The 12,274-nt window shown below is 58.3% G+C and carries 9 protein-coding genes; 3 read left to right on the top strand and 6 right to left on the bottom strand.

The genetic code is table 11. The features are described 5' to 3' along the window. Nucleotides 1-20: 20 nt before the first annotated feature. Nucleotides 21-668, top strand: a complete 648-nt coding sequence (locus AEAC466_RS43640; protein ID WP_081714539.1) for a TetR/AcrR family transcriptional regulator — start codon at nucleotides 21-23, stop codon at nucleotides 666-668. Nucleotides 669-703: 35 nt separating this feature from the next. On the opposite strand, the gene AEAC466_RS27570 is transcribed toward AEAC466_RS43640, so the two are convergent. From AEAC466_RS27570 to AEAC466_RS27555, 4 genes are all read right to left on the bottom strand, one after another. Beyond that, nucleotides 704-1,354, bottom strand: a complete 651-nt coding sequence (locus tag AEAC466_RS27570; RefSeq protein ID WP_023456989.1) for a nitroreductase family protein — start codon at nucleotides 1,352-1,354, stop codon at nucleotides 704-706. 12 nt (nucleotides 1,355-1,366) lie between these two features. Next, nucleotides 1,367-2,242, bottom strand: coding sequence for a universal stress protein (locus AEAC466_RS27565; RefSeq protein WP_023456988.1), 876 nt, complete (start codon nucleotides 2,240-2,242; stop codon nucleotides 1,367-1,369). 162 nt (nucleotides 2,243-2,404) lie between these two features. Then, entirely contained in the window at nucleotides 2,405-4,918 is a 2,514-nt protein-coding gene (locus AEAC466_RS27560; RefSeq protein WP_023456986.1) for a cation-translocating P-type ATPase, read from the bottom strand. 93 nt (nucleotides 4,919-5,011) lie between these two features. After that, nucleotides 5,012-6,106 carry an Acg family FMN-binding oxidoreductase gene (locus AEAC466_RS27555; protein WP_031238256.1) on the bottom strand — a complete coding sequence of 365 codons (1,095 nt, stop codon included), beginning with the start codon at nucleotides 6,104-6,106 and terminating at the stop codon, nucleotides 5,012-5,014. 379 nt (nucleotides 6,107-6,485) lie between these two features. Here AEAC466_RS27555 and AEAC466_RS27550 point away from each other — a divergent pair, with 379 nt between their 5' ends. Next, nucleotides 6,486-7,286 (top strand): Crp/Fnr family transcriptional regulator, encoded by an 801-nt coding sequence (locus AEAC466_RS27550; protein ID WP_023456984.1) that lies wholly within the window; start codon nucleotides 6,486-6,488, stop codon nucleotides 7,284-7,286. Between the two features lie 132 nt (nucleotides 7,287-7,418). Further along, nucleotides 7,419-9,008: an ArnT family glycosyltransferase gene (locus AEAC466_RS27545; RefSeq protein ID WP_023456983.1), complete on the top strand. Its 1,590-nt coding sequence runs from the start codon at nucleotides 7,419-7,421 to the stop codon at nucleotides 9,006-9,008. 12 nt (nucleotides 9,009-9,020) lie between these two features. Here the strand turns inward: AEAC466_RS27545 and AEAC466_RS27540 are convergent, their stop codons facing one another. After that, entirely contained in the window at nucleotides 9,021-9,773 is a 753-nt protein-coding gene (locus AEAC466_RS27540; RefSeq protein ID WP_031238255.1) for a DeoR/GlpR family DNA-binding transcription regulator, read from the bottom strand. Nucleotides 9,774-9,887: 114 nt separating this feature from the next. Then, on the bottom strand, nucleotides 9,888-11,999 hold the full coding sequence (locus tag AEAC466_RS27535) for a phosphocholine-specific phospholipase C (RefSeq protein WP_023456981.1): 2,112 nt from the start codon (nucleotides 11,997-11,999) through the stop codon (nucleotides 9,888-9,890). Nucleotides 12,000-12,274 lie beyond the last annotated feature (275 nt).

Genomic DNA, 12,274 nt, shown 5'->3' with positions numbered 1-12,274 from the left:
CCTTGCGACAGGCCAAAGCTATGTTAACGATAAAACATCTATTTAACAAACGTAAAATAAATAAGCGATGCGAGTTGAGAGGCAAGCCATTGGCAGAAAATACAGACGACCCCCGCTTTTTGCGCTCGTTTGAGGCTTTGATCGGGGCCATTTCGGACTTGCTGGATGAACGGGCACTAAGCGAGATTTCAATCACGGATGTGGTCAGACGCGCCGGCGTAAGCCGCCCCACCTTCTACCAGCACTTCCCGGACTTGCAGACTGCGGCAAAGGCGGCGGCCCTCAAGCGCCTGAGTACAGCCTTTCCACCCGTCGAACCGATGGCCCTCGCAGCCCTCGGATCAGAGGGGATAAGAGATGACATAATCGCCCGGGCGTTGCCGATCTTTGAGCATCTGAAGGCGCACAAAGACTTTTATCTTCGCGTGCGTGCCGGGGTGGGTTCACTGGACGTCTTTGAAGATCTGTTACCGTTCGTCGCCCACCGAACCCTCCGTGCATCCGACGGCGACGCGGAAGAAACCGACGCCACCGTTTTTCTGATAAGCGGCATTGTCGGCATGGTGGTTCACTGGATGACCTCCGATTTTCAGGGACGAAACCGCCCGGATCAAATGGCCACGCGTCTTGCCAACGTTATCGACTGGAGCCGTCGTGTACCGGTATAGCGAGCCTTAAATCTGACGCGAAAGAGGCGGAAGCCCTATGTCGACCAGCTGACAATATCGGGCGCCTTGCGCGAGGTCTCAGACCGGGCGCCTGCGGCTACGCCGACAATAATCGGTGCAACCGCAAACAGATGCGGCGGCACCTTCATTCGCCGCCGCCATTCCGGCGAATTCAACGCCTCAATCGCTTCAACGACAATACGCGTGCCATAGCCCATGCCGCAGGCGGCCAGAATGAGATTACCCGCTGCCAGCCAGACATCGGGCAAGCTCAGCGTGCTGGCACACGATCCATAGAAGATGATCAGCGTGCTGGCATTGAAGAAAATGTTGCGATCATCCGCCGCCAAGTATCCCAGACCCGGCGGTGAAGGCGTTTCAAGTGTCTGATCCTCAAGCGCGCTAAACGATCGCGCCGACCAGTCCGACAGCTCCGCCAAGGCCTTCCGGCCCTGGACAATCGCAAAAGAATACTGTTCGCAGGACTGGACCATCGGCGCCTGAATAGCCGCATAGAGGAGCGCATGTATCGACGCAGCGGGAACCGGTTGCGGCTGGAAATCATGCACCGTCTGTTGATTGTAGATGGCGTCCGTAACGCTTAGACGCGGTTTTGGGCGCAGATTTTCGTCGCCCAGGCACACGGACACATGTAATCCCAATTCGTCTGAGCGAAGACCCGTCATAACCAAGGGGCCTCAGTGGGCTAAGAACAGCGGCAGTCGTGAATGCTTCAGGAGGTGGTTGCTCACCCCGCCTAAGATCATCTCGCCAATGTGACCGCGACCATAAGCCCCCATGACCAGAAGGTCCGCTTTCAGATCATATGCCTTTTCAAGGAGGATATGCCCAATGCCGTGCGCGACGCGTTCACAGTGGATGAACTGGGCAGAAATGCCGTGAACTGCCAGGTAGCTCATAATGTCGCGGTTACCGACCGTATCGACCGGGTCATTCATGCCTTCGACGCTGACCAGGTATACGGTTTCTGCCCGCACAAGATAAGGCATGGCCGCTCGAAGCGCGCGGGATGCCGTCAGGCTGCCATCCCAGGCAACCGCAACCGTACGGGCATACCCCGTCTCAGACAGAACAACATCCGACAGTCTGGGAATGGCTAATACAGGGCTGCCGGTCTTGAACAGCGTCGTCAATATCGTCTCGAAATTGCCACCATAACTATTGTCATAGCCTGCGACGACGAGATCGACGGAACGCCCTTCGGCCGGCAGGCACTCGCTTACGGTTCCAATCAAGGCGCGGAAGCTTGCCTGTGCTCGGCCGGCTGTTGCCTGAACACCCTCTTCGACCAAGGTCACCATGCGACTATTTGAGAGGCGGATGACGGCCTTAAGCGCCGTCTCGGTCAATTCACGGGCATCTTTTTCCAGAATGTCCGCCAGGTCGCCGTTCGGGTACGGCCCGGACGCATAGGCCGCTCCGATCGCGGCGCCATAAAGGATGGGCGGCGCAGCTATATGCAGAACCCGCAGACTGCCCTTTGCCGTGTACGCCAGATTGAAGGCTGTACTCAGCGCCGTCTCTTCATCGGCATTGCCGCTAAAGACGCACATAATGGACTTTATACACATCATCTTCATCCCATTTGACCCATTGCAGCATAGGCCAACGGGGCAGGCTGGGTTTGTCTATGATCAAATCCAGCCAAATAAAGCGCCTCGGGGGAAAGGGATGCACATTGCATACAGGGCCGCTTGGAGGCCCTGAGGCTTAACTCAGGCCGATAGCCACCTGCGCCACAGCGGCTTCAACACTTCCAATACGATGAGGGCTGCAATGCCCGCTCCCAGACTCAAGCAAAGGTCGTCCCAATGCAATGGACCGAAGCGAAACAGGTCACGTGCAAAGGGCCATAACAGGGTAAGCGCGAGCATGGCAGCCACCGCGACGAGCACATAGGCCAATACGGGATTGGGCCGTTTCAGAGCCGTCATGAGTGAGGCGCTATAAGACCGATTGACGAAGATCAGCGCAACAATCGTCAAGATCAGTGAGAAGAAGGCCAGGGCTCGCACTTCGTTTTCAACCATTCCGAGGCTCAAGCCGATCACGAAGATCGTCGCCACGAGCGTGAGTGCAAGGGCACCCTGCAAGACGCTCCAGACGATGAGTTCTTTGGAGAATAAGGGCTCGTCAGGCGCGCGCGGTGGCCTCTGCATGACGTTGTCTTCTTCACTTTCTGCTTCGAAGACCAGTGAGCACACCGGATCGATCACCATTTCCAGAAACGCGATATGCATGGGACCGAACAGTATGGGAAGGCCAAAGATCAGAGGAAGTAGCGCCAATCCGGCAATGGGGACGTGCACGGCAAAAATGAATGCCATGGCCTTGCGTAGATTGTCATAGATGCGTCGCCCCAACCGAATGGCGATCACAATCGAACCAAAGTCGTCGTCGAGGAGGATCAAAGACGAGGCTTCGCGGGCAACGTCCGTGCCTCGTCCTCCCATCGCAATGCCGATATGCGCCGCCTTGAGAGAGGGCGCATCGTTGACACCGTCCCCCGTCATGGCGACAATCTCGCCATTGGCTTTCAGCGCCTGAACGAGGCGCAATTTCTGATCGGGTTGAATGCGGGCGAAAACCGTCGCCACCTTGATCCGTTGCGCAAGGTCCTTATCGCTCATCTTGGCAAGCTCGTCGCCGGCGATGACCTCTTCGAAACCGTCCCCTTCGAACAGGCCCGCCTCTCGGGCAATGACCTGTGCGGTCAGTGGATAGTCGCCGGTAATCATGACGACGCGGATGCCCGCCGCCCGGCAGTCCTTTATCGCGGCAGGGACGCCCGCACGCAGCGGGTCGGCAAGGCCAACCAGTCCCAGGCATTCAAACATGAACTCGCGCTGAGTCGCAGGCAGGTTCGCGCCGTTATGTAGCGCCCGCGCAATGCCCAGAACCCTCAGCCCATGAGCGGCCATTGCGCTTGCCGAAGCTTCCAGCGCCGACACCTCATCAAGCGTCAGGCGGCAAAGCTCGGCTATGGCTTCCGGTGCCCCTTTTGCCGCAATAACCACCTGTGCTCCAGAGACACCTGTGCCCCAAACCTGCGACATGGCGAGAAAATCCGGTCGCAATCCATAAGACTTCAAAAGTGTATGTTCGCCCGAAAGCCGGGTATGACTTTCCGCCCTGAACGCATGAAAAGCTTTTTCCATGGGATCAAAGGGCTCGGGATCACTAGCCAGCCGACCGTATTCGGCAAGTTCGAGGAAAGCGGCCGGTAACTCATCTTTGGCGGTAAGACTCTGACCGTCCTTCAGATGAAACTCAGCCAGCGACATCTTGTTTTCAGTCAAGGTGCCAGTCTTGTCGGTGCACAGTACGGTGGCAGATCCAAGGGTTTCAATGGCAGAGGCCCGTCGGGTCAAAACATGTGCCTTGGAAATCCGCCATGCCCCCATGGCCATGAACACCGTAAGCACCACCGGGAACTCCTCCGGCAGCATTGACATGCCCAGGGCGATACCTGCCAAAATGGCCTGAAGCCATCCGCCGCGAAGCAGGCCGTAGAGCACAACAACCAGCCCGCAGACAACCGCCGCGACCATGGCAAAAATCATCACCAGCTTGCGGGTCTCTGTCTGGAGTCGCGGCACCTCCGTTTTGAGGCTGTTTAGCGAGTGTCCAATTTGACCGATCTTGCTTTTGATTCCCGTGGCGACGACCTCGGCGATCGCCGTCCCGCGGACGATGAGCGCGCCGGAAAAGACAAGGTTAGCGCCATCTTCTTTTCCGTCCGGGGATTTTGAAACCGGTAAAGATTCACCCGTCAACAATGATTCATCGACCTGGAGATCGTGGCTTTCCACCAGTCTGGCATCGGCGGGAACCCTGTCCCCTTCGGCCAGCACAATCAGATCGCCACGCACAACGTCGCGCCCGGGGATTTTGAGGCGCGCGCCGTCGCGGATAACCAGCGCCTGAGGACTGGTCAGGTCGCGCAGCGCCTCAAGCACACGCTCCGTGCGCGCCTCCTGAAAGACCGTGATCATCACGGACAAGATGGCGAAGATCAAAAGGATCAAGGCTTCCTTCAGGTCCCCGATCAGAAGGTAGATAAGCCCACCGACCAGAAGCAAGGCGAGCATGGGCTCACGCATAACTTCCAAAATGATCCGAAGGGGCGTCCGCTTGTCCGGTGACGGCAGTTCATTGAAACCTTCGGCTTGCAAACGCGCCTGTGCCTCAACTCCGGTTAGGCCCGAAGATGTCCGTTTATTGTCCATTCACGTGCCAATCCTTAATCGCCCTCGCGGGCATGGAGGTGATAGCTTTGAGTCCCATCCGCGAGAGGTCCGCCCGCAGCGAGCGAGAGTGGCTCATCCTTGGATGACAATATCGGTGACAGACCGGCGCAGAGACTTCGGCAAGCCTTGGTTCAGTTTGGCGTAGCCAAATCGCAGCACGAAATCCGGACGCGCCTTGCCCATGCCCAACCACCCGGCGAAGGCGCTGCGCACAGACGGTACCTCTATTGGCTGATTGACGACAGCATATGTCATACCCAGCGCCGCGATTTGCAAAGCGAACCTCTGGACAGAACGCCCGACCTTGATCCAATGCGCATGGTCGGCTCTATCCCCGACAAATACGGCCACACCCGACGAGGACGCCATCTGCCTGGCATATGTGTCGTTTTCAGATTTTTCCGTAAAGACAAACGGGAAGATCGCATCGCCCGCCCAGGTGGGAAGCTGAGGGTTGCCGGATGCGGCCGTGAACAAGCCGTCCCGCTTTGCGATAGCATCCGTGTCGTTAAAGCGTATCCATCGCTTCAACTCGGCGCGAAACGCCGCGTCTTCCATCTGCCGGCTATTCCCTTGAACAACAAAATCCCTGACGGTGTCTATCTTCGAGCGGTCCGTCAGAATGAATACCGAAACGCCATCAGCCGCCGCGGCGGTTTCCAGGCGTTTGATATCGGCCAGCGGTACCGATGAGCCGGAATATTCCGACCGCGTACATTGGCGCAGCGGGATGGCCTGAAACAGATTGGCAGGACGCAATCGCGACGATCCAAGATCGATATCGAGCCTTCCCTCCCCTTCCCCGACAAAGACGACTTTCGCCGGGCGACCTGTGCCTTCGGCAGCCTGGACAAAATTTTCGGCGGCGCAGCCGAGGCTGACATACAGGTGGTGGTCGTCTGGGTCCACAACCGGCGTCCGCCGGCTGAAATCAGGCAGGATGCTGACCCGTGACGGGGCGACGGCAAAGCGCCAGGCCTGGGTATTGTGACCATTGCCAGCCAGAGCCGCAAAGCGGACCAGCTCAAGCACATCGGGCTGAGGGCCTAACGGCTTACGGATGCTTTCCGCCAATCGCTCATAGGCAGATGGACGCCTTTGAGAGGGGGCACAGGCCGACAAGGCCGTTGCCGCCCCCAAAGCCATCAGTTCGCGACGATTAGACATCTTGTCTCTTTCTGGCTGGGCATTAGCAATAGCGACGCCAGTGAGGCCAATCGCGCCGAAGCCGAGTCATGGCTGTCCCGCTAATTTCGGCCTCGTTTCCGCACACCCGATACTAAATGCGATATCCGCCCATCCCTTTGACCTCGGTCAAATTTCTGAAAAGATGATGGATATTACGGATGAGGCGCATGACCATGCCGAACTGTGGTATGCATCACCGCGATAGGCACCGCCGTAAATTGATTCACAGATAGGGTGCTGAGTACTTTCCGAGCCTTGGCGTAGGCGATTTTGCCACTTACAGGTCTCAGGCGCATGCCTTGGCTACTTCGGTTGTCTTATCTCCAAAGGACTCGGCCTGACGTTAGGAAACGGCAATATGCTCATCGACCCGATGGCGACCCTGCCTCTCTTCGGCGACATAGGCGCAGTTGAAAGCCGACTGTTGTCCGCCAACAGTCGCGTCAGAGCCTACTCGAAAGGCGCCTATATTTTCAGGCAAGGCGATCATATCCAGAATTTTTACGTCGTCTGCAAGGGCACGGCTCAAGTCTATCGCGGCACACCCGATGGTCATGAGATAACCAGCGACATCCTGATTGCTGGAGATTGCGTCAATGCCGAGGAAATCGTATCCGCAGATACCGCGCACGCGGCGAATGCCCGCATCGTCGAAGAGTCCACTATCCTGGAATTACCCATCCACTGGATGCGCGATCATATGGGCGACTTTGCCAGACTGGCCCCGCGTCTTTTGGTCAGTCTTGCAGATCGTTTGCGTGGCGCGCGCAAAGACGCCGAACACCTCTCCACTCTATCGGCACCACAGATGATCGCCTGCTACCTGCAAAGTCTATGCGTGCCCTATGGCTTCGACCCGCGAAGCTTCGACCTGCCCTACTCCAAAACCCTGATTGCCTCCCGTCTGCATATGGAGTTGGCAACCTTTTCTCGCTCACTCAAAAAACTCAAACCCTTCGGCATCATCGTTACGGGCAATCATGTGGCGATTACCAACTTGAAAAAGGCCGAACACTTTGTGTGCGACCGCTGCACCATCACGGAGACATGCCGAACGCGCGCACTGTTGGATCAACCGCCAATCGTCGGCCCGCGCGTATCGGGTGCGAATGGCGAGCGTCATATAGGTTTACGAGTCCCGCAGGCGGCCGGTGTCTAGCTAACAACTGCCGGACGCGGCGGGACGCTGACGGCACAACTTAAAAACAGGTGCCGTCCAGGGCCATTCAAGCGCATCGAATTCGCGCGGCCCGTGCCTGTTCCTACATACGACCCTATCCCTGGATTCTTCATGCCTGTTTCAAATTCCGCCTATACGGGCGGAGTAAGGGAAGACTTTTCCCTGGTCGCACACCTGCGCCCCGTTCCGTTCCTAAGAGCGCTGTCACGCGGCGAGACCATTGTCTGGGTGTTGGTTCTGTCCTTCGCCATACGCCTCATTCTGGCTAATCTAATGCCGTTGACGGCAGACGAGGCCTATGCGGTTGTTGTCTCGCGTAGCCACGCCCTGTCCTATTACGATCACCCGCCGCTGGCCTTCGCTTTGGCCCGTTTCATGGCCGATCTGTTCGGCTCCGAAAGCCCTGGACTATTGCGCCTGCCCTTTGTGCTTATGGGTGTGGGATCGACCATCTTTCTCTATGACATCACGCGCCGCGCCTATGGTGGCGATGCCGCGCTTTGGGCGGGCACGGCCTTCAGTTGCTCACCCTTTTTCTTCACCTTTGCCGGCGGTCTGATCGTTCCCGATGGCCCCCTCGATTTTTTCCTGCTTGTCTGCTTCTGGTCTATTCAGCCCGTACTGATGGGCGCAAGAAACACCTGGTCTAGCTGGATTTTAACCGGCGGCGCGCTGGGTCTGGCCGTGCTTAGCAAATACCATGCGGTTCTGTTTGGGGTCGACGCCCTTATCGCCCTCGCGTTAAATCCGAACTGGCGTCCTCTTTTGAAAACACCGAAAGCGTGGACGGCGTTTGCGATTGCCGCACTTGGCGGCATTCCGATTTTGATCTGGAACGCCACGCATGGATGGGCGTCGTTCGCCTTTCAGGCCGGTCGAGCCTATGAAGACAATGGCTTTGGCGGGCACGCGGCCAATTTTATGACCGTTGTCGCCGGACAGGCCCTATATCTGATGCCTGTAACCTGGTTCGTCGCCCAGCGCGAAATATGGCGGGCGATCACAAGGCCAGATGCCGGAATGTCGCGCCTCCTCGCCGGTGTAGCCGTGGCCCCGATCTTGATTTTCGATGCGATCGCCACGGTCGGTCATCACTCGTTACCGCATTGGGCGATGAGCGGATTTTTGTTCGCCCTCCCTTTGGTCGGCAAAGCGCGCGCCGTCGCATCTCCCGAAGCCGGCAAGCGGATACGCACCCTTATTGCGGGCGGACTCGTTATGCTTGTCTGTGTCTTGATCGCCTTGCAAGCCCAGTTCGGTCTTTTGACGCGATGGGCGCCTGAGCCCTTTCGTCATTTCGACCTGAGTTGGCACGACCTCGACTGGACCGCCATTGAGGGTAATCTGGGTGAACCCGGTGCATACATCATTGCATCGGACTGGGTCTCCGCCGGACATATTGGCCTGGTCGCCGGGCGGGCGCACCCGATAGATATTCTCGATGATCCGCACCAGTTTCAGTTCATCGACCGTTGTAAGTTGGATGCACAAACGGCCGGTCTGTACATCACCCATCTGCCCGCAGACTACGTCGCAGGACAAGACATTCCAGGCGCAGACCATCTCGCTCCACGATTTCAAGTCGTCGGCCAACCCACGATCCTGACCCAGACACGCATGGGCGCGCCCGCCTTTGATATTGCCGTGGTGCCTATCCAACGCGTAGACCGGTTGAAGACAAGGCAAGACTGCGCGGCCTAAACAGGTGAGAGGTCAGCCGATCAAAATCTCGATATTGGCCATGGCGCGCAGCAGGTCCAGTCCGGGTTGCGCGTCGGTGACAAACCAGTCGATCTGGTCGAAATCGAGTGTTTTTACTATGCCCTGACGCTCGAATTTAGACGAGTCCGCCATGACGACCACCTTAGAGGCCAGGGGCGCGAGCTTGGCCTTCAGGGTCGCTTCCGGATAGTGAACGTCAAGCAGGCCGCGCTGGGAATCGACGGCGGAAATCGAGAAAAACGCGATCTCCGGCGTAAAGCCGCTCATAAAGGCTTCGGTTTCCTGGCCGAAACACGATTGGTAATCGTGGTTGATCTCACCACCGCCAAAGAAGACGCGGCAATTGTTCTTGCCGGCCAGTTCGCGCGCGACTTCCAATGCATTGGTGATGATGGTCAGGTTTCGCCGTTTGGCCAATGACCGGCTCAGCCAGTAGGCGGTCGAGCCGGAATCGATGAGCACCGTCATACCGTCTTCAACCAGGGTCGCTGCCTTGAGCGCAATGGCACGCTTTTGTGAGGCGTTCTCGTTACGACGCACCATGTACGGCGCCTCAAACGCCGTCTCCTTCAGCTTTACGCCCCCGCGCACACGGTGGGCATGCCCCTCGTCTTCGAGATGCCGGACGTCCCGACGAACCGTCTCTTCCGATACGTCGAAATGCTTTGCCAGTTCAGATATCTGGCGGCTGCGGTGCACTTGCAAAAGGTTGAGAATTTCCGCCTGTCGCGTTTCTTGTAGCATGCGTATAAAAAACCTATTGGGTAGACCGCCCGAGCCGAGTGCGGCGGCCATGCTTCACTTAGTCAGTCGAGAAGTCAATATGCCCGCACGCGTAGGTCCGGACAGCGAATGTGTTCAAGCGCGCGACAGGATCATGGTCTTTGTTTCGCGGTTCAGCAGAGCCGGACCGAAAGCGGCGGGGTCGCTGAGCCCCTCCCCGCCCGTCTCGACATACCCTGCCAGTCGGACGACCTGACCGTCACACAGCACTTCCAGGTCGTACCAGTTGTGGCTTTGGGACAGGTCTAGCGGAAGCGTAACGGCCGTGCTGTCCAGTGCGACGGAGCGGCCCGGCTGGCCGTAGCTGAGGTCGAGAACCTGGACGGTAAGTGGCGCCGACGCTAGATTCGTCAGGTGCAAATAAATCCCGCCCGCGTCGCGCAAGACGGACGCCGTAAAGCGGAGGGCGGTCGCTGTGAAGCGGCGATGAAATCCGCCCGGCCCCAGAATGAACAGGTCGGCGGCCGATTTCAGATCGGGCAAATCTGCGTCCAACGACCGGCCCGCACCGACGGTATAGCGTCGCGGGTCAGCGCTTAGGTTGTCGAGGTCATAGACGTGGAAAACGGCGGCACGATCGTGACTATCATTGCGCAGCGTCAGGTGCCCATTTTCGACCGTCATGTCGAGACGGTAGGGTGTGGCCCGCCGGCGCCGCGGACCGGCTTCCTGGACCGGCGCTGTCAGGGTTTCCGGGGGGAACGGACGGGTGCGTGGGAGGGCGCCGGCGCGATCGGACAGGGCGCGTGTTTCGGGAAGCCGGTCGCGGAAGGCCGTATCGTTCGGCGTCCGGAAATTGAAGCAGCTTGTCAGATCGCCGCAAACCGCGCGGCGCCATTGGCTGATATTGGGTTCGGCAACGCCAAACCGTAGCTCCAGGAAGCGCAGGATGCTGGTATGGTCGAACACTTCCGAGGAGACATAGCCGCCCCGGCTCCACGGCGAGACGACGTACATCGGCACGCGCGGCCCCAGGCCATAAGGCCGGTTGAGGTACACCGCGTCTGCGGCATTCTGGCTTTTGACATGGTATTCGCCATCGACAGGTACGGTTGACCCGCCGATATAGCGCTCCGGTGCCTTCGGATCACGCGCCGGCGGTGCCGGTGGCGGCACATGGTCGAACAGGCCATCATTTTCGTCAAAATTGACGATCAGCGCTGTTTTGGCCCAGACGGCCGGATTGGCGGTCAGCGCGTCCAGGACCTGCGCGGTATATTCCGCTCCCTGAAAGGGCGATGACGGATCGGGATGTTCGGAATAGGCGGCCGGGGCGACGATCCACGACACCTGCGGCAGGTGGCCGTCCATGACATCCGACTTCAATCGGTCAAGGCCGCGCGTGGTCAGCGTGCGGTCTACCAGGGCCGTTTGAGCGGGCGACGGAGAGCGGCTTGCCACGGCATCACGGAAAACCTTGAAGCCTACGAGCGGGTTGTCGGTGAAATTGTCTTCCATCAGCTGATAGATCTGGAAGCTGATCCCGGCGGCCAGAAGGCGTTCGGGATAGGTGGTCCAGGTGTAGCCGCCGTGGCCATAACCGTCGGCGCCCAGGCTGTCGTAAGCATTGTCGATCGCCGGGCCATGGTGCTGGCCCAAGGGGTCGTGCGTCCCCGTCCAGATGTACAGCCGGTTGGGATTGGTGCATAGGTGCATGGCGCTGTGATAGGCGTCGCACAGGGTAAAGGCCTCGGCCAGGGCGTACTGGAACGGAATGTCCTCACGCGTAAAATGGCCCATGGCATGGTTATGCTTGCTGCGCGTCCACTGACCCATCCGGCCGTTGTCCCAGGCGGCCTGACCGTCGGTGAAGCCGTGCGGCGTACCGTCGTGACGACCGACGGCGAAATTTTGTCGCGTGTTCAGCCGGAACGGCGCGATCAGGTGAGGTTCGGTATCGTGTTCGTTGGGTTGGACAAAGACAGTCCGGCCGACCTGATGGCCAGCGTCAGGCGCGGGGATGACGAACCGATCGCCAAAGCCGCGTACGCCGTTCAGCGCACCGAAATAGTGGTCGAAAGCGCGGTTTTCCTGGGTCAGAATAACGACATGTTCCACGTCCCGGAGAGTGCCGGTGGCCGTATGAGCGGGAATTTCAAACGCACGGGCCAATGAGGGGTACAGCGCGGCGGCGCCACCACCACTCAGCAGGGCCTTTATAAAATCTCGGCGGTCACGTCCTGGCATTGCTGTATCCTCATTCAGTCGCTTAATACTTGCGCCATTGGCTCTGTCGGACAGTCAGATTGACCGGACAAGATCACAGAGGCGCTTCGAAATATGAATTGAGAGGCCTTATGATTGCCACAGGAAGTGCCAAAGACGCCCAGTCCACTCGACGGACGGTTAACCTCAGCCTGTGACAAATTTGTGTAAAATTGGGCAGTCGATGTGGCATTTTCTGCGTTTTTTTCATGTAGGCGTTGGATTTTGTGGAATTTTCGCAACAACTGGCCTTAAGC

It is taken from the genome of Asticcacaulis sp. AC466 (assembly GCF_000495815.1).
Taxonomy (GTDB): Bacteria; Pseudomonadota; Alphaproteobacteria; order Caulobacterales; family Caulobacteraceae; genus Asticcacaulis.
The sequence above is the reverse complement of the archived record's forward strand: the minus strand, read 5'-3'. Positions and strand labels throughout refer to the sequence as shown.

What these genes read in the sequence shown, in the direction of transcription:
- AEAC466_RS27555 (WP_031238256.1), bottom strand. Translation starts at nt 6,106, where the DNA reads ATGTCTAATCGTCGCGAACTGATGGCTTTGGGGGCGGCAACGGCCTTG.
- AEAC466_RS27560 (WP_023456986.1), bottom strand. Translation starts at nt 4,918, where the DNA reads ATGGACAATAAACGGACATCTTCGGGCCTAACCGGAGTTGAGGCACAG.
- AEAC466_RS27550 (WP_023456984.1), top strand. Translation starts at nt 6,486, where the DNA reads ATGCTCATCGACCCGATGGCGACCCTGCCTCTCTTCGGCGACATAGGC.
- AEAC466_RS27545 (WP_023456983.1), top strand. Translation starts at nt 7,419, where the DNA reads ATGCCTGTTTCAAATTCCGCCTATACGGGCGGAGTAAGGGAAGACTTT.
- AEAC466_RS27540 (WP_031238255.1), bottom strand. Translation starts at nt 9,773, where the DNA reads ATGCTACAAGAAACGCGACAGGCGGAAATTCTCAACCTTTTGCAAGTG.
- AEAC466_RS27570 (WP_023456989.1), bottom strand. Translation starts at nt 1,354, where the DNA reads ATGACGGGTCTTCGCTCAGACGAATTGGGATTACATGTGTCCGTGTGC.
- AEAC466_RS27535 (WP_023456981.1), bottom strand. Translation starts at nt 11,999, where the DNA reads ATGCCAGGACGTGACCGCCGAGATTTTATAAAGGCCCTGCTGAGTGGT.
- AEAC466_RS27565 (WP_023456988.1), bottom strand. Translation starts at nt 2,242, where the DNA reads ATGTGCGTCTTTAGCGGCAATGCCGATGAAGAGACGGCGCTGAGTACA.
- AEAC466_RS43640 (WP_081714539.1), top strand. Translation starts at nt 21, where the DNA reads ATGTTAACGATAAAACATCTATTTAACAAACGTAAAATAAATAAGCGA.